13 protein-coding genes are annotated in these 16948 nt (G+C 59.3%); 7 read left to right on the forward strand and 6 right to left on the reverse strand.

Annotated features, from left to right (window positions below):
- Positions 1–139: 139 nt before the first annotated feature.
- The gene (locus tag ACQG0T_RS05590; protein ID WP_058686173.1) at positions 140–1243 is read left to right on the forward strand and encodes a RomA family MBL fold metallo-hydrolase; all 1104 of its coding nucleotides are present in this window, start codon (positions 140–142) and stop codon (positions 1241–1243) included.
- Between the two features lie 32 nt (positions 1244–1275).
- Positions 1276–1617 (forward strand): RamA family antibiotic efflux transcriptional regulator, encoded by a 342-nt coding sequence (locus ACQG0T_RS05595; RefSeq protein ID WP_003858880.1) that lies wholly within the window; start codon positions 1276–1278, stop codon positions 1615–1617.
- A 106-nt stretch (positions 1618–1723) separates the two neighbouring features.
- Here ACQG0T_RS05595 and ACQG0T_RS05600 read toward each other — a convergent pair whose 3' ends face one another.
- Positions 1724–3868: a TonB-dependent siderophore receptor gene (locus ACQG0T_RS05600; RefSeq protein WP_058686172.1), complete on the reverse strand. Its 2145-nt coding sequence runs from the start codon at positions 3866–3868 to the stop codon at positions 1724–1726.
- Positions 3869–3991: 123 nt separating this feature from the next.
- Between ACQG0T_RS05600 and ACQG0T_RS05605 the strand changes: the two genes are divergently transcribed.
- Complete coding sequence (locus ACQG0T_RS05605; protein ID WP_026094387.1) at positions 3992–5560, forward strand: alpha/beta hydrolase-fold protein; 1569 nt, start codon at positions 3992–3994, stop codon at positions 5558–5560.
- Here the strand turns inward: ACQG0T_RS05605 and ACQG0T_RS05610 are convergent.
- Positions 5546–5794, reverse strand: a complete 249-nt coding sequence (locus tag ACQG0T_RS05610; RefSeq protein WP_003858875.1) for a DUF1158 domain-containing protein — start codon at positions 5792–5794, stop codon at positions 5546–5548. The genes ACQG0T_RS05605 and ACQG0T_RS05610 overlap by 15 nt on opposite strands.
- 488 nt (positions 5795–6282) lie before the next feature.
- On the opposite strand from ACQG0T_RS05610, the gene ACQG0T_RS05615 reads away from it, so the two are divergent.
- The 3 genes from ACQG0T_RS05615 (at position 6283) to ACQG0T_RS05625 (ending at position 13327) form a co-directional block, all read left to right on the forward strand.
- Positions 6283–8991: a cation-transporting P-type ATPase gene (locus tag ACQG0T_RS05615; protein ID WP_017382547.1), complete on the forward strand. Its 2709-nt coding sequence runs from the start codon at positions 6283–6285 to the stop codon at positions 8989–8991.
- Between the two features lie 106 nt (positions 8992–9097).
- The gene (locus ACQG0T_RS05620; protein WP_062938672.1) at positions 9098–10162 is read left to right on the forward strand and encodes an efflux RND transporter periplasmic adaptor subunit; all 1065 of its coding nucleotides are present in this window, start codon (positions 9098–9100) and stop codon (positions 10160–10162) included.
- Between the two features lie 9 nt (positions 10163–10171).
- Complete coding sequence (locus ACQG0T_RS05625; protein WP_062938671.1) at positions 10172–13327, forward strand: efflux RND transporter permease subunit; 3156 nt, start codon at positions 10172–10174, stop codon at positions 13325–13327.
- Here the strand turns inward: ACQG0T_RS05625 and ACQG0T_RS05630 are convergent.
- Positions 13257–14378 (reverse strand): YbdK family carboxylate-amine ligase, encoded by a 1122-nt coding sequence (locus tag ACQG0T_RS05630; protein ID WP_015571201.1) that lies wholly within the window; start codon positions 14376–14378, stop codon positions 13257–13259. The two genes, ACQG0T_RS05625 and ACQG0T_RS05630, sit on opposite strands and share 71 nt — an antisense overlap.
- A gap of 105 nt (positions 14379–14483) precedes the next feature.
- Here ACQG0T_RS05630 and ACQG0T_RS05635 point away from each other — a divergent pair, with 105 nt between their 5' ends.
- Positions 14484–15374, forward strand: coding sequence for an oxidoreductase (locus tag ACQG0T_RS05635; protein ID WP_017694363.1), 891 nt, complete (start codon positions 14484–14486; stop codon positions 15372–15374).
- 50 nt (positions 15375–15424) lie between these two features.
- On the opposite strand, the gene ACQG0T_RS05640 is transcribed toward ACQG0T_RS05635, so the two are convergent.
- From ACQG0T_RS05640 to ACQG0T_RS05650, 3 genes are read right to left on the reverse strand one after another with little or no spacing between them, the layout of a single operon-like run.
- Positions 15425–15859, reverse strand: a complete 435-nt coding sequence (locus tag ACQG0T_RS05640) for a hypothetical protein (RefSeq protein WP_017694362.1) — start codon at positions 15857–15859, stop codon at positions 15425–15427.
- Positions 15856–16212, reverse strand: a complete 357-nt coding sequence (locus ACQG0T_RS05645) for a tlde1 domain-containing protein (protein ID WP_006809708.1) — start codon at positions 16210–16212, stop codon at positions 15856–15858. Before ACQG0T_RS05645 ends, ACQG0T_RS05640 begins: the two co-directional genes overlap by 4 nt.
- A 10-nt stretch (positions 16213–16222) precedes the next feature.
- Positions 16223–16714: an Hcp family type VI secretion system effector gene (locus ACQG0T_RS05650; RefSeq protein ID WP_271040587.1), complete on the reverse strand. Its 492-nt coding sequence runs from the start codon at positions 16712–16714 to the stop codon at positions 16223–16225.
- Positions 16715–16948 lie beyond the last annotated feature (234 nt).

A 16948-nucleotide genomic window follows, 5' to 3' on the forward strand; every position in this document is an offset into this window, starting at 1 on the left:
ATACGCTGCAACGCGGAATGTCAAAGAACGAAAACCTTCTTGACGGCGTAATCATCCTATCTATAATGAGTGCTTACTCACTCATAATCAAGTGTCACCCGCGCAAACCATCGGATGGGGCGCGTAGGCGGGTCAGGAAATGAAAAAGCCTCTATTCATCTGCGTGGTGTTAGTCATGATTATTGCTTCAGCTGCCAGTTTACCGTTTGTACTGAATGCCGGATTTGGTCAGCCACCGCAGGGTGCGCAGCTCTCTGAAGTGGAGGCCTCTCAGCACTATCGCGACGGGCAATTCCATAACACGCTCCCTACGCCGGGCTTTACCGGGCAACAAAATATGCTGGTGGCGTGGTGGCAGTTCCTTACCCGTAAAACCGAAAACGCCCGTCCTGCGCAGCCGCTGCCGCTGGTGAAAACCGATCTGGCGAGCCTGTCGCCTGAACAGGACACGCTGGTGTGGCTCGGCCACTCCTCCTGGTATATGCAGCTGGCGGGGAAACGCATCCTGATCGATCCGGTTCTGAGTAGCTACGCCGCACCGTTCTCCTTCCTCAATAAAGCGTTTGCGGGGGAGTACCCGTGGCGTGCGGAGAGCATGCCGGAGATCGACCTGCTGATTATCTCCCACGATCACTATGACCATCTGGATTACGCCACCATCAAGGCGCTGCTGCCGAAGGTTAAGCGCGTGGTCACCCCGCTGGGCGTGGGGTCGCATCTGCGCTACTGGGGGATGAACCCTGAGATTATCGACGAGCGGGACTGGAACCAGTCGGTGCATATCAGCGATACGCTGACGATTCACGTTCTGCCGGCGCGCCATTTTTCCGGGCGCGGCATTAAGCGTAACCAGACCCTGTGGGGCAGCTTTATGTTTGTCACCCCAGAGCGAAAGATCTACTACAGCGGAGACTCCGGTTACGGCCCGCACTTCAAAGCGATTGGCGAGCAGTTTGGCGGAGTTGACTTAGCCATCATGGAAAACGGCCAGTACGACCAGGACTGGAAGTACATCCATATGCATCCGGCGGAAACGGCGCAGGCCTCGGCAGATCTCAATGCCAAAGCGGTCGTACCGGGACATAACGGGCGTTTTGTGCTGGCGAAACATACCTGGAACGATCCACTGATCCAGCTGGCGAAAGCCAGTAAGGATAAAAACTACCGGCTGCTGACGCCGGAGCTGGGCGAGCCCGTGCGGGTAAGTGATACCACGCAACAATTTCGCGAGTGGTGGGAATAATGTTTAAGCGAGAAGCAGAGGGGGAGAGCAGTATGACGATTTCCGCTCAGGTCATTGATACGATTGTCGAATGGATTGATGACAATCTACACCAGCCGTTACGCATCGAAGAGATTGCCCGCCATGCGGGTTACTCAAAATGGCATTTACAGCGGCTATTTATGCAGTACAAAGGCGAAAGTCTGGGGCGCTACATCCGCGAACGCAAGCTGCTGATGGCGGCGCGCGATCTGCGTGAGTCAGACGAGCGCGTGTACGATATCTGCCTGCGCTACGGGTTTGACTCGCAGCAGACGTTTACCCGCATCTTTACCCGCACCTTCAACCAGCCGCCCGGGGCGTATCGCAAAGAAAACCACGGTCGGGCGCACTGAAAAACATCCCCTCACCCTAACCCTCTCCCCAAAGGGGAGAGGGGACGATTACACCCTCGCCCCTTTGAGGAGAGGGCCGGGGTGAGGGGATCAGACAGCACCATGCTTACCAGCTGTAATTCACCGTCGCCGTCACCGTCCGGCCAATCCCGTAGAAGCACGCCGTATCGCTTGCGCATGACGCCACATACTTCGTGTCTGCCACGTTATTGACGTTGAACTGCACGCTTGCCCCTTTCAGGCTGCGGTTCATCTCGCCCAGATCGTAGCGCAGCATCGCGTCATACAGATCCACCGATGGCACCTTGAAGGTGTTCTTCGCATCGCCGTAGCTGGTGCCGATGTAGCGCATCCCCACGCCAGCGGTCAGGCTCTTCAGCGCTCCGCCCGGAACGGTATAGCTGGCGAACGCCGATGCCATATGCGCTGGAATGCGCGCAGGCGTTTTGCCTTCAGTTCCCGCCACCGTGGTGCTTTCGGTTTTTGCATCGGTGTAAGTGTAGGAGCCAATCAGGTTGATGTTATCCATCAGCGTGGCGTGGATTTCCGCTTCAGCGCCTTTCGAACGCACCTTGCCCGCATTTTCGAACCAGCCTTCAGCGCTGTTATAGGTCGCTACGTTGTCCTGAGTCAAATCGTACAGCGCCAGGGTCATCAGCGTGGTGTCGACCGGCTGATATTTCACGCCAATCTCGGTCTGCTCCCCGGTAGTAGGCCTGAATGGCGCAACGCCCGGCGCACGGTTGGTTTGCAGGTTCGGTTCAAACGAGGTGCTGTAGCTGATGTACGGCGACAGGCCAGAATCAAACGCGTACAGCAGGCCAGTGCGCCAGGTAAATTTGCTGTCGTTCTGCTGGGTTAAGCTGTTATCGGTGAAGTCGTTGGTACGCACTTCGCTCCAGTCGTAGCGCCCGGAAACCAGCCACTCCCAGTTGTTCCAGCTCATCTGATCCTGAAGATACAGGCCCATCTGGTCGAGATTTTGCTGCTCGTCGGACGCCGTATTGAAGGTACTTTCATCCACGTTCACGCCGTAAACCGGGTTTGTCCAGTCGAGGTCATACTGTGAGCCGCTCCCGCGCACCAGCAGCTGTTTATCCTTACTGGTCTTGTAATCAAACCCGCCGAGCAGGGTGTGGTTGACGCTTCCGGTCTCCAGCAGATATTCCAGCTGGTTATCAAGGCCAAATTCGTTGGTCGTGCGCTCTTCACGCTGGGCGCGACGGGTCAACACCGTGCTGTTGGCCGCGCTGTTGGCGTAAACCAGATAACGATATTTCTGCTTGATGGTGGCGTAACGGGCGTTCTGGCGGAAGGTGAGGTTGTCGGCGAACTGGTGTTCCAGCTCGTAGCCAATCATCGTCTGCTCGCGCCAGGATTGATTGTAATTCGGATCGCTGACGTTAAAGTCGCGCGGGATGTACTTCCCGTCGGCACTTTTCACCGTGCCATACGCGGGCAGGAAGTTGCGGTATCCGGCATCCGGATCTTTCTGGTAGCTGGTCAGCAGCGTAAAGCGGGTCTGATCGTTCGGGTACCAGGTGATCGCCGGGGCGATCGCCATCCGCGTCTCTTTATAATCGTCCACCTGATTATGCTGCGTACGGGCGATACCGTTCACGCGATACAGCACGCGGCCGTCGTCGCTCAGCCTGCCGCCGAAATCAAACGCACCTTCGGCGAGATCGTTATTGCCGGTGCGGAACTGCACGTTGTGAATGGCCTCCGCCGTCGGGCGCTTGCTGGTCATGCTGATTAATCCGCCCGGATTCACCTGTCCAAACAACACCGACGCCGGGCCGCGCACCAGCTCCACGCGCTCCAGCAGCCACGGGTCAACTGTGCCCGTCTGTGAGGAAGCCGTTGCGCCAAAGCTTAAGCCGTCGAGGAATTTCGGCACGTAGCTAAAGCCGCGCACAAACACCTCGTCGTTACGGTTAGACGAGCCCCGGTACTCGGTAAACACGCCCGCCGAGTAGCGCAGCGCCTGCGAAACGGAGGTGACGTCCTGCATGTTCATCTGATCGCGGGTGATCACCGATACCGACTGCGGTGTCTTCACGATCTCCGCGCTGGTCTTGGTGGCGGAGAGCGTTTTCGTCGCCACAATGCCTTTTACGGGCGCAGTGGGCTCTTCACTCACGCCCTGCGTCACCGTAATCGTTTCTTCTTTCGTTTCTGCCTGAGCCGCGACGCTGGTCGTCGCCAGACTCAGCAGCCAGAGCTGCATTATCTTATTATTTTTAAACATTTTTATTGAACGTCCTTGGTTGCTATCGCCATAAAAACACCGGTAAAACGCCGTTGATGATATTGCAAATTATTACCATTTGCATTAGCGTTGTTAACAAATTTCGTTGGGGAACAAGCGGTAATGAAGAGGGTATGGAGTGGGTTGCTGTTGGGGATCGGCGCGCTGCCCGCCGTGGCGGCAACGTGCGAGCAGTCGTCCCGGCAGGGCGATGTTCAGGGAAAGTTTGATGCCAGCGGCGAAGTCTGCTTCTCCCTGCCCGAGCTGGATGAAAATTACGTTTCCGCCACGCTGCATGGCGTGACGGATGCGCGCCTGCTGGATGGGCAAAACCGCCGCATCCGTACGCTGATCGAAAACGGTCCTGCGGACGGGGAACACACGCTGCTGTTTGCCCTGCCGGTGAAACAGAACACCTCGCTGGTGCTACACGGCGAAGCCGGCAAGCCGTGGCGTTTTCAGTGGCGGATGAAAGAGACCTCTCCGTTACCACGCGTGCAGATGCTGGCGCCAGAAAGCCCGACGTTGAAGGCGCTGGCAAACGTCATTTCTGCCGGTGGAAGTACCGAGGCGTTCTGGCAGGCGCAGCGTCGACAGGGAACGCCGATGGTGGAGCCGGTAGATGCGAGCCATAAGCGGGTGACCTTTCTGTGGCGCGGCGCGCGGGATAACGTCTTCATTCTCGGCTCTCCGGCGGGGGATCACGATCCGCTGTTCCGTCTGGGCAACAGCGACGTCTGGTTCCGCAGCTACGTGGTCCCCGCTGATACGGTGATGCAGTACAAGCTCGCCCCCGATGTGCCGATCGTTGAAGGCTCTGCCCGCGATCAACGCCGCGCCATCCTGGTAAGCGCGCAGGCCGATCCGCTTAACCCGAATAGCTTTGGGGAGCAGAAGACCGATCGCTGGAATCGCTTTTCTCTGCTCGATCTCAGCCCGGCGCGCTACTGCTCCGTTCGGGCTACGGCACAGCCGCTGGTACACGGGACGCTGAGCCGCCAGAGGCTGAGCAGCAACATCCTCGGCAATGCCCGCGACGTGATGATCTACCAACCGCGCGGCACACAGCCCGCACGCTGGACGCTCATCCTCTTCGACGGACAGGTTTATCAGGACGAATACCATTTTGCCAACGTGCTGGACGGTCTGATTGCCCGGCATCACCTGCCACCGATTAACGTGGTGTTTATCGACAGCCTCGATCACGCCCGTCGCGGCAACGAGCTGCCGCCGAACCCGGATTTTGCTGACTTTATGGCGCACGAGCTGCTGCCGTGGCTGCGGGGGAAGGGCATCGGCATGCAGCGGCAGAAAACCGTACTGGCAGGATCAAGCTACGGGGGAATTGCCTCTTCATGGGTGGCGCTCCGCTATCCGCGCCTGTTTGGCAACGTGCTGAGCCTTTCCGGTTCTTACTGGTGGGCGCCAGAAGGTGACGCTCCCGGCTGGCTGACGCGTCAGTACCAACAGTCTCCACCGTATCCGGTGCGTTTCTGGTTACAGGCCGGGAAGTTTGAAACCACGGGGCCGGGCGGCGGCATCTATCGCACCACGCAGGATTTTGAACAGGTGCTGAGGAAAAAAGGCTATCGCGTCAGCTTTCATCCCTCATCCAGCGGCCACGACTACGCGGCCTGGTGTGAAGCGCTGATCCACGGGATGCGCGATCTCACTGGCTTACGACGCCAGTGAAAACCAGCGGCGCCAGATGAAACGCAGGATAAAGAATTCAATTGCGCCGAGCACCAAAAACCACAGACAGAACAGAATGGTGTACAGCTGATTCAGATCGACCATATGAAAGGTCTGAACCAGCTTCTGCGCCAGCACCAGACCCAGCGATGGCGCAGGTAACAGCAGGCAGGAGAGCAGGGCCATCAGCAAAATGCCCCCTGCGGTGAGCAGCGATTCTAACGGGTGTTTCATCGAAATGTTAATCGTCAGTTAAAAATGTCATTGTCCGGCATCCTGAAACGTAAAGCAATATCATGCCCGCTGGCAAAATTGGGTGAAAGGCCACCGTTATTCTGCGAATTAATAACAGAAAATAGATAATATTTCCGCAGCGATTAAATTAATATCGCGTTATGTAAATAAACGTCTTTCTCATGAAAATAATTTTACAAAGCTATAGGTGCTATATCCAATTAACGTCGCAATAACAATGGCTGCGACAATGTATAACGCCAGGCGCCGTCCGCGATAAATACCAAACATGCTTCCTCCTCGTTTAGTGTTGGTTTAGAAATATTTTGTAAAAATCAACGCGTCGAAATAATTTTAATCAGTTTTGAATAACCGGGTAGTCAATATATTGCGGTAGATCAATTTAACCCGCAACACTTAAAAATGAATTATTTAAAGCCAGAAAGGAATTCCGGCTTCCGTCCACCGGATATTGAAGGAAAAATACCATGACCAAAAAAAATTTCTCGCAGAATATGCCACCCGCAGGCGGGCAGGCGTACCAGCAGACCGTAGAGCAGGTGCTTGCTCAGGCGCAGAGCCAGGCTAATGGCCTGGACCGTGCCGAGGCGCAGGCGCGTTTACAGAAGCATGGCCCGAACGCGCTGCCGGAGAAAAAAGGCAAGCCGGGCTGGCTGCGTTTTCTCGCGCATTTTAACGATGTCCTGATTTACGTCCTGCTGGCAGCCGCCGTATTAACGGCAGTAATGGGACACTGGGTTGATACGCTGGTTATTCTGGGCGTGGCGGTAATCAATGCCTTAATTGGCCACATTCAGGAAAGTAACGCGGAAAAATCCCTGAAGAGTATTCGCAATATGCTCTCCAGCGAGGCGCGCGTTATTCGTAACGGCAACCATGAAACTATCCCGACGACGGAAATCGTCCCGGGCGATATTATTGTGTTGCGCGCAGGAGATCGTATACCGGCGGATATGCGCTTAATCGAAGCGCATAATTTACGCGTGGAAGAGGCAATTCTGACCGGTGAATCCACCGTGGTGGATAAACACACGAACCCGCTGAACGGCGAATTACCGCTGGGCGACCGCACGAACCTGGTCTTTTCCGGTACGACGGTAAGCGCGGGCGGCGGCGTTGGCGTGGTCATTGCCACGGGCCAGGAGACCGAACTCGGCCACATCAACCAGATGATGGCGGGCATTGAAAAACACCGCACCCCGCTGCTGGTGCAGATGGACAAGCTGGGCAAAGCGATCTTCGCCATCATTCTGGCGATGATGGCCGCGCTGTTTGTCTTCAGCCTGGTGTTCCGCGAGATCCCGATGGGCGAGCTGCTGCTCTCCCTGATTAGCCTGGCGGTAGCCTCCGTGCCGGAAGGTCTGCCAGCGATTATCTCCATTATCCTCTCCCTGGGCGTGCAGGCGATGGCGCGCAAGCGGGCGATTATCCGCAAGCTGCCGACGGTTGAAACCCTGGGCGCGATGACCGTGGTCTGCTCGGATAAAACCGGCACCCTGACCATGAACGAGATGACGGTGAAAGCCATCATCACCGCCGACACCTGCTATCGCGTGGACGGCAACAGCTACGAGCCGGTGGGCAACATCTACCTCGAAGGCAGCGACGAGCCGGTGCAGATCCAGCCGGGCACTGTGCTGGAGCAGTACCTGCGCACCATCGACCTGTGTAACGACAGCCAGCTGATTCAGGACGAGCGTGGCCTGTGGGGCATCACCGGCGGGCCAACCGAGGGCGCGCTGAAGGTGCTGGCGGCCAAGGCCCACCTCGAGCCGGTCGTGACCACGCTGGTTAACAAGATCCCGTTCGACTCTCAGTACAAGTACATGAGCACCCACTACCAGATTGGCAGTGAGGAGCAGATTTTGATTACCGGCGCGCCGGACGTGATTTTCGCCCTGTGTGAGCAGCAGCAGACCCGCAACGGTGCGCAAGCCTTTGACCGCGCGTACTGGGAAACGGAGATGGAGCGCTATGCGCGTCAGGGGCTGCGCATGGTCGCCGCGGCGTTCAAGCCAGCGAACGGCGAGCAGGCATTAACTCACGACGACCTGAGTCACGGCCTGATTTTCCTCGGCATTGCCGGGATGATGGATCCGCCGCGTCCGGAAGCGATTGAGGCGATTAACGCCTGCCAGCAGGCGGGGATCCGCGTGAAGATGATCACCGGGGATCACCCACAGACGGCAATGAGCATCGGCCAGATGCTGGGGATCACCAACAGCGAGCAGGCGGTTACCGGCTACCAGCTGGAGAAGATGGACGACGCCGAGCTGGCGGAAGCGGCGGTGAAGTATGACATCTTCGCCCGTACCAGCCCGGAGCATAAGCTGCGCCTGGTGAAAGCGTTGCAGGACAAAGGCGAAATCGTCGGCATGACCGGTGACGGCGTGAACGATGCCCCGGCGCTGCGCCAGGCGGACGTGGGTATCGCGATGGGCATCAAAGGCACGGAAGTGACCAAAGAGGCGGCGGACATGGTCCTGACGGACGATAACTTCGCCACCATCGCCAGCGCGGTAAAAGAGGGGCGTCGCGTTTACGACAACCTGAAGAAGACCATTCTGTTCATCATGCCGACCAACCTGGCGCAGGGGCTATTGATTGTGATTGCGCTGCTGGCGGGGAACATCATTCCGCTGACGCCAGTGCTGATCCTGTGGATGAACATGGCGACCTCCGCCACGCTCTCCTTCGGCCTGGCCTTCGAGGCCGCCGAGCGCAACATTATGCGCCGCCCGCCGCGTCAGACCGGGCAGCACGTGATGGACGCCTACGCCGTCTGGCGCGTGGCCTTCGTCGGCACCATGATTGCCATCGCCGCCTTTGCGCTGGAAGCCTGGCTGGCCCCGCGCGGCCACAGCGCGGAGTTCATCCGCACCGTGCTGTTGCAGATGCTGGTCTGCGCCCAGTGGGTATACATGATTAACTGCCGCAACACCGACGGGTTCTCCCTGAACCGCGGCCTGCTGGCGAACAAAGGGATCTGGCTGGTAACGGGCGTACTGTTCCTGCTCCAGGCGGCGATTATCTACCTGCCGTTTATGCAGATGCTGTTCGGCACCGAAGCGCTGCCGCTGCGCTACTGGTTCGTGACGCTGGCGGTGGCGGGCGTGATGTTCTTCGTCGTCGAAATCGAGAAGCGACTGACCCGCAGGTTCCGTAAGGCTGCATAACCTTTTGCCCTCACCCTAACCCTCTCCCACAGGGAGAGGGAACTCTGACCTCCCTCTCCCTGTGGGAGAGGGCCGGGGTGAGGGAAAACAACGCCGAGGTACTCCCATGAAATTCCCACTCCTGTTCGCGCTCCTCGCCTGCACCCTGCCACCCGCATTCGCCGCGGCCATTCCCGTGCGTGTCGCCACCGTGGAGCAGACTGCCCACGCCGCCGAGCGTCAGATCCCGGGTCGCATTGAAGCTATCCACACCGTTGAACTGCGCGCCCGCACGGAAGGCGTCATCACCAGAATCCACTTCCGCGACGGGCAGTACGTGAAAAAAGGCGACGTGCTGTTCGAGCTGGATGACGCCGAGCCGCGCGCCGCCCTGCGTCTGGCGCAGGGCGAAGTGAGAAGCGCCGAAGCCACGCTGCGTCAGGCGCAGCAGCAGCTTTCCCGCTTCGAAAGCCTGGGCAGCAGCAACGCCATCAGCCGCCACGACGTGGACAACGCCCGCATGCAGCGCGACGTAGCGAGCGCCGCGCTGGAGCAGGCGAAAGCCCGGCTCGACACCCGCAGCGTCACCCTCAACTACACGCGCATTACCTCACCGATTGACGGGCGCGTGGGGCACAGCAACTTTCACGTCGGCAGCCTGGTGAATCCTGCCAGCGGTGTGCTGGTGGAGGTGGTGCAGCTCGATCCCATCCGCATTGCCTTTGCGCTGGAAGAGGGCACGTTTGCCACTAAAGCCGGACAGCATGCGGATATCAGCGCCATGAAGCAGGCCTGGCAGGCGCTGATTGACAGCAACGGCCAGCGCATCAGCGGGGAACTCACCTCCGTGGACAACCGCATCGACCCGCGCACCGCCAGCGTGATGCTGCGCGCCGAGTTCGCCAACCCGCGCCATCAGCTGCTGCCCGGCGGCAACGTGAACGTCTACCTGCGTCCGTCAAGTGAGCAACCAGTGCTGACCCTGCCCGCCGCTGCCGTACAGCAGAATGGCCGCGGGTTCTTCGCATGGGTGGTTAACGCCGAGGATAAAGCCGAAATGCGTCCGCTGAAGGTCGCCGGACAGATCGGCCAGCAGTTCCAGATTGCCTCCGGCCTGAAGCCCGGTGAGCGAGCGATTACTGACGGTGCGCAGCGCGTGCAGCCAGGCGTTGCCGTCCAGATACTGAATTAAGGAGCCATCATGCTGACGTTTTTCATCAAACGCCCGCGCTTTGCGATGGTGATTGCGCTGGTCATCACCCTGCTGGGGGCCATCGCGCTGAGGATTATTCCGGTGGAGCAGTACCCGCAGATCACCCCGCCGGTCGTGAATGTGTCAGCGTCATGGCCGGGCGCCAGCTCGGCTGACGTGGCGGAGGCCATCGCCACGCCGCTGGAAACCCAGCTGAACGGGGTGGATCATATGCTCTATATGGAGTCCACCAGTTCGGACGAGGGTAGCTATAGCCTGAACATTACCTTTGCGGCGGGCACCGATCCGGACCTCGCCGCCATCGACGTGCAAAACCGCGTGGCGCAGGCCGTGGCGCAGCTGCCGACCGAGGCGCAGCAAAACGGCGTGCAGGTGCGCAAGCGCGCCACCAACCTGATGATGGGGGTAAGCCTTTACTCACCGAACAACACCCACACGCCGCTGTTCGTCAGCAACTACGCCAGCACCCAGGTGCGCGAGTCGCTGTCGCGTCTGCCGGGCGTCGGGCAGGTACAGATGTTTGGCGCACGGGACTACAGCATGCGCATCTGGCTGCGTCCGGACCGCATGAACGCCCTGAACGTGACCAGCGATGACGTGGCGCAGGCGCTGCGCGAGCAGAACGTGCAGGGGGCGGCAGGCCAGGTCGGCACGCCGCCGGTGTTTAACGGCCAGCAGCAGACCCTGACCATTAACGGGCTGGGGCGCTTAAATCAGGCCGACGACTTTGCCAACATCATTATCCGCGCCGGGGAGATGGGTCAGCTGGTGCGCCTGAAGGACGTCGCCACCATCGAGCTTGGCTCGCGCAGCTACAGCTCTGGCGCGCAGCTGAACGGGCACGACTCCGCCTACCTCGGCATCTACCCGACGCCGTCCGCTAACGCCCTGCGCGTGGCCGATGCGGTGCGCGCGGAGCTGGAACGGTTATCCACGCGCTTCCCGGACGATCTGGTCTATGAAGTCAAATTCGACACCACCTCGTTTGTGGCCGCCACCATCAAAGAGATTGGCGTCTCGCTGGCGCTGACGATGCTGGCGGTGGTGGTCGTGGTGTCCCTGTTCCTGCAAAGCTGGCGCGCGACGCTGATTGTTGCCCTTGCCATTCCGGTGTCGCTGGTGGGCACCTTCGCGGTGCTCTATACGCTCGGCTACTCCGCCAATACGCTGAGCCTGTTCGCTATCATTCTGGCGCTGACCATGGTGGTGGATGACGCCATCGTGGTGGTGGAGAGCGTCGAAACGCTGATGGCGGAAGGGCAGAGCCGTACGGCGGCGACCGCGCTGGCGCTGCGCCAGATTGCCGGGCCAGTGATTGCCACCACGCTGGTGCTGCTGGCGGTGTTTGTGCCGGTGGCGCTCCTGCCGGGGATTGTCGGCGAGCTGTACCGCCAGTTCGCGGTGACGCTCTCGACTGCCGTCACGCTCTCAAGCCTGGTGGCGTTGACTCTTACGCCCGCCCTGTGCGCGCTGTTGCTGCGCCCGCGACCGGAGAAACCTGCGGCACTCTATCGCGCCTTTAACCACGGGCTGGACGCCACGCGCGGTTTCTACACCCGCATCGTGAACGTTTTAAACCTGCGCCCGTGGCTGGCGCTGCTGGCCACCGCGGGTGCGGCGGCGGTGGTGGTATTCAGCTTCATGTCGATGCCAAAGGGCTTCCTGCCGCAGGAGGATCAGGGCTACTTCTTCGCCAGCGTCCAGCTGCCGGAGGCAGCCTCGCTGGAGCGCACCGAAGCGGTGATGACCACCGCGCGCGAGCTGATCGCTAACAACCCGGCGGTAGAAGACGTGATTCAGGTCTCCGGGTTTAACATCCTCAACGGCACCAGCGCATCGAACGGCGGGTTTATCTCCATCATGCTCAAAGACTGGAGCGAGCGTCCGCCGCTGGATGAGGTGATGGGCACCCTTCAGCGCCAGCTGCTGGCCCTGCCGGAAGCCACCATCATGACCTTTGCGCCGCCGACGCTGCCGGGGCTGGGCAACGCCTCCGGCTTCGACCTGCGCATTCAGGCGCAGGCGGGGCAAAGTCCGGCGGAGCTGGAGCGCGTGACGCGTGAGGTGCTGGCGAAAGCCAACCAGAACCCGCAGCTGAGCCGCGTGTTCACCACCTGGAGCAGCAACGTGCCGCAGATGACGCTCACCGTTGACCGTGAGCGCGCGGCCCGCCTCGACGTGCCGGTGTCACGCATCTTCAGCAGCCTGCAAACCGCCTTTGGCGGCACGCGCGCCGGGGATTTCAGCGTCAACAACCGCGTCTACCACGTAGTGATGCAGAACGAGATGCAGTGGCGCGAGCGCGCGGAGCAAATCAGCGAGCTGTTCGTGCGCAGCAACAGCGGCGAGCGGGTGCGTCTGAGCAACCTCATCACCATCACGCCGACCGTCGGCGCGCCATTTATACAGCAGTACAACCAGTTCCCGTCGGTATCGGTGAGCGGCTCGGCAGCGGAAGGGGTGAGCAGCAGCACCGCAATGGCGGCGATGGGCGAGATTCTGGCGGAAAACCTGCCAGCCGGGTACGACTACGCCTGGAGCGGCATGTCGTATCAGGAGCAGCAGACCGGCAATCAGGCGATATGGATCGTGCTGGCGGCGGTGGTGATGGCGTGGCTGTTCCTCGTCGCCCAGTACGAGAGCTGGACGCTGCCGGCGAGCGTGATGCTCTCGGTGCTGTTCGCCATCGGCGGGGCGCTGGTCTGGCTGTGGCTGGCGGGCTACGCCAACGACGTGTATGTGCAGATAGGTCTGGTGCTACTGATAGCCCTCGCCGCCAAGAACGCAATTCTTATCGTGGAGTTTGCCCGCGCCCGGCGCATGGATGGAATGGCGATTATCGATGCCGCACGGGAGGGGGCATCGCGCCGCTTCCGCGCGGTAATGATGACCGCCGTGTCGTTCATTATCGGCGTCCTGCCGATGATGCTGGCGACCGGGGCGGGTGCCCAGAGCCGCCGCATCATCGGCACTACGGTGTTCAGCGGCATGCTGGTGGCGACCGTGGTGGGGATAGTGTTCATCCCGGCGCTGTTCGTGCTGTTCCAGCGCCTGCGCGAGTGGGGCCACGGCCTTATGGACTCGTCGCCCACAGCTCACAGTGCTTCTGCACCAGAGAAATCAGCGAGCCGCCATCGGCGATAAAGTCCCGCATGCGCTGCGCCTCGCTCTTGCCCTGCTTTAACAGCAGGGCAATCTCATTGATTGCGCTTGTCGCGCCGAGCTTCTCGGCCGACGGCGCAACCTGCTCGAGCAGCCAGGCGATATCTTCCGCCACGGTTTTGTGCTCGCCGGTATGTACGTCCGTCAGAATGCCTTCCAGCCCGTAGCGACAGGCCTGAAAACGGTTAAAGCGATAGAGCAGAAAATCCCGTTCCTGATGCTTATACGGCCGCGCGGTCAGCAGCCAGTGCGACGTCGCCTGAATAAGCCCGGCGATGTTAATGGCGTGGCTGAGCGTCAGCGGCGTATCCATCACCCGCACCTCGACGGTGCCGAAGTGCGGGCTGGGGCGGATGTCCCAGTGCAGATCCTTAATGCTGTCGATCATGCTGGTGGAGCTCAGGCGGCGGAACAGCCCCTCGAACTCCTGCCAGCTGTTGACCCACGGCATCTGACCGTTATCCGGGAAGCCCGAGAAGATGTTGAGACGCGATGAGGCGAACTTCGTGTCCGTGCCCTGCATATACGGTGATGCGGCGGCCAGGGCGATAAAGTGCGGCACAAAGCGCGACAGGCCGTGCAGCAGGTAAATGGCGTCGTCCCCGGTCCGACAGCCGACGTGTACGTGCTGGCCGAACACCGTCGCCTGCAAAATCAGATAGCCAAAGCGCTCCAGCGTGACGTTATAGCGCTCGTCGTCGCACACTTCCTGCCGCTGCCATTTCTGGAACGGATGCGTCCCACCGCCGCAGATCTGGATATGCTGATCTTCCGCCGCGCGCAGGATGCTCTGCTGCATCACTGAAAACTGCGCCGCTGCCTGGTCGATGGTCTGGCACACGCCGGTGGCGATTTCGAGCATGCTTTCGGTGATGTCGTGTTTGACTTCCCCCCCTTTGATGTCGTCTTTGACGGCGGCGATGAGGGCAGAGGAGTCCTGGCTCAGATCGTAACCCGGCGGGTTAACCACCTGGAGTTCGAGCTCAATGCCGAGGGTATAAGGTTCAGAGGATTTGAAGTCGGGTAAAGGCATGGCGCACTCCGTTGTCTGTTATGAGTTGAGTATAGACAATGGGCGTGGCGCGCTCTTTTCAGGGTGGTATAACTGATAGCAGGCTTAGCAAAAGGGGAGTGATCCATGTCTGACTATCCAACCATTGCGCTGACAGGACCCGGTGCGATTGGGACCACCATCGCCGCGGTGCTGCATGAAGCGGGCCGCACGCCGCTGCTGTGTGGGCGCACCGCGCATCCGGAACTGCGCCTGCGTCATGATGAGGGTGAAATTGTGGTGCCCGGTCCGGTACTCACCGATCCCAGCGTCATTACGCGCCCCGTTGACCTTGTTTTTTTTGCGGTCAAAACGACGCAAAATGCCGACAGCGCCGGGTGGCTGCGCGCTCTGTGCGATGAAAACACCGTGGTCTGCGCGCTGCAAAACGGCGTGGAGCAGAAAGCCCAGCTTGCGCCTTTGGTCAATGGCGCAACGGTGCTGCCCTCGGTGGTCTGGTTCCCTGCCCAGCGCGAGCCGGATGCCTCCGTCTGGCTGCGCGCCAAACCGCGCCTTACGCTGCCGGACGTGCCGCAGGCGCAGCGGGTGGTGGAGGCGCTTCGCGGCACGCGCTGTGACGTTGAACTCTCGGCTGATTTCCCCACCGTCGCCTGGCGCAAGCTGCTGCAAAACGCGGTCGCCGGGCTGATGGTGCTGGCCAATCGCCGCGCCGGGATGTTCAGGCGCGAGGATATCAGCGAACTGGCGCTGGCCTACCTGCGCGAGGGGCTGGCCGTCGCCCGCGCCGAGGGGGCGAAGCTGGCCGATGACGTGGCGCAGGAGATTCTGGCGAACTTTCAGCGCGCGCCAGTGGATTTGGGCACGTCGATCCTCGCCGACCGTCAGGCGGATCGCCCGATGGAGTGGGATATCCGTAATGGCGTCATCCAGCGCTACGGCCGCAGGCACGGGATTGCGGTGCCCGTCAGCGATGTGGTGGTGCCGCTGCTGGCGGCGGGGAGCGAGGGGCCGGGGTGAGCCAGGGTCTGGCGAGAAGGAAGACCCGGCCGTTGTGCGCCGGGTAACTCTTACTTACCCTGACGGGCTTTCTCAGCGTTTAGCTCTTCCATTGTTGCTTCCAGGATCCAGAGGCACTGAGCACCCTCAACCGTATCCAGCAGCGCCCGGCGGGTGCGCTGATAGAACGCGTCGACTTCGGCGGGGGATTTCTCTAGAGGCGGCGTGCAGACGATATCGCTGCCAACCATGTGCGGCCACTTTCCCGCGTCAATGGTCTGGAGCGCTTTCAGTGTGGCGCTGGTGTTTGTTGTGAGCGCTGCGGCCAAAGCATCCTCCAGCAGTTGCGCCTGCCTGGCGTCAGCCGTGGCAGCCAGCGTTGGGGCTTGCTCAATCCAGTGTGTGTCACCTGAGGCGATTCCATGAAGTGCTGATGGCCAGTCAGTGCTGGCTGCAATGGCTGGGACAGTGAGCGCACAAAGCAGCAGAACGATTGGGTATTTCATCGCACTACCTCAAGCTCACCGCCGTCACGAAGGATTTTACGTCGCGTTGACAGTGAGAGAATGATGCACCCCTCCGAAGCAAATCCGGCTGGACCGTACTTATGGTCACCATGAATGCGGAACTCTGAACGACCAAAACTCTCTCCCGAAGTTTGCTCAAGGATAATGGTAATGGGTCCTTTAGAATTCGAATGTCCCGCAATTTTATATGTTCCGCGCGGCAATGGACCCAGACCCTTCACATGCTGACGGTCCGGATTATTTTTATTGGTAAGGGCACCGGAATATCCTGTCTCAATTAATTTGCCGTCTTTATACATCTTGCCAGTTGATTGCTCATACTTCCATCCCATAACGTTCTCCTTATGCCGTCTTACGGTCATTCCAGCTATCTGAATGCATGATGTTACCGTCCACGTAGCGCCAGGTAATTTTTTCATAGAGCAGCTCTACCAGCTCAAGATGGTTATGCTTCTCATAGTCAGGATCTTTCATATCAAGCATCATTGGACAGACGCTGGCGATCTTCACGCCTTCCAGAAGGGTGGAAAAATATTCCACTTCCTGACCAGCATCGTTGATACGGTAAAACTTTATCTCTGCGGATTTTAGCTTCTGGCCCGTGCTAACAGCCTTGTACAAATAGGGGCTGGAAGCGTCGATCTCTTTATCGAAAGAATAGGGGGAATGGATGCGAAGACTTGTCGCCTTGCCGTTATGCTTGTCCGTGGGCTGCATTATGGCGTGATTTAAGGCGATAATCTCGATGCTACCTTCACGTCCATATATATCGACAGAGCCTTTTATATCGGCGCCGCCGTCATCTTTAAGCCATAAATAAGCGGGAATAGCCATTTGTTTAAAACTCCATTTAAGGAAATCCTGAAAAGACCTTATGGTTTAGCTAGTTACGTAACTAGTGCAACGCTAGCGCGTACAAAATTGGCCGTCAATTTTGTACAGGGTGGATATAAAACGATCTGCGGTTTCGTTGATGTAAATTAAGAAAGTATGGGGGCTTATGGTTTGGATCTGGATAAATTGTTAATGATTAATACGGTGGTTTTGCTTAAATAATAATTAAGTGAA

It is taken from the genome of Enterobacter cloacae complex sp. 302F9 (assembly GCF_050030335.1).
Classification (GTDB): Bacteria; Pseudomonadota; Gammaproteobacteria; order Enterobacterales; family Enterobacteriaceae; genus Enterobacter; species Enterobacter hormaechei_C.

Coding starts and splice junctions, on each gene's coding strand:
- ACQG0T_RS05620 (WP_062938672.1), top strand. CDS start 9,098: ATGAAATTCCCACTCCTGTTCGCGCTCCTCGCCTGCACCCTGCCACCC.
- ACQG0T_RS05630 (WP_015571201.1), bottom strand. CDS start 14,378: ATGCCTTTACCCGACTTCAAATCCTCTGAACCTTATACCCTCGGCATT.
- ACQG0T_RS05600 (WP_058686172.1), bottom strand. CDS start 3,868: ATGTTTAAAAATAATAAGATAATGCAGCTCTGGCTGCTGAGTCTGGCG.
- ACQG0T_RS05595 (WP_003858880.1), top strand. CDS start 1,276: ATGACGATTTCCGCTCAGGTCATTGATACGATTGTCGAATGGATTGAT.
- ACQG0T_RS05590 (WP_058686173.1), top strand. CDS start 140: ATGAAAAAGCCTCTATTCATCTGCGTGGTGTTAGTCATGATTATTGCT.
- ACQG0T_RS05640 (WP_017694362.1), bottom strand. CDS start 15,859: ATGAAATACCCAATCGTTCTGCTGCTTTGTGCGCTCACTGTCCCAGCC.
- ACQG0T_RS05615 (WP_017382547.1), top strand. CDS start 6,283: ATGACCAAAAAAAATTTCTCGCAGAATATGCCACCCGCAGGCGGGCAG.
- ACQG0T_RS05635 (WP_017694363.1), top strand. CDS start 14,484: ATGTCTGACTATCCAACCATTGCGCTGACAGGACCCGGTGCGATTGGG.
- ACQG0T_RS05625 (WP_062938671.1), top strand. CDS start 10,172: ATGCTGACGTTTTTCATCAAACGCCCGCGCTTTGCGATGGTGATTGCG.
- ACQG0T_RS05605 (WP_026094387.1), top strand. CDS start 3,992: ATGAAGAGGGTATGGAGTGGGTTGCTGTTGGGGATCGGCGCGCTGCCC.
- ACQG0T_RS05650 (WP_271040587.1), bottom strand. CDS start 16,714: ATGGCTATTCCCGCTTATTTATGGCTTAAAGATGACGGCGGCGCCGAT.
- ACQG0T_RS05610 (WP_003858875.1), bottom strand. CDS start 5,794: ATGAAACACCCGTTAGAATCGCTGCTCACCGCAGGGGGCATTTTGCTG.
- ACQG0T_RS05645 (WP_006809708.1), bottom strand. CDS start 16,212: ATGGGATGGAAGTATGAGCAATCAACTGGCAAGATGTATAAAGACGGC.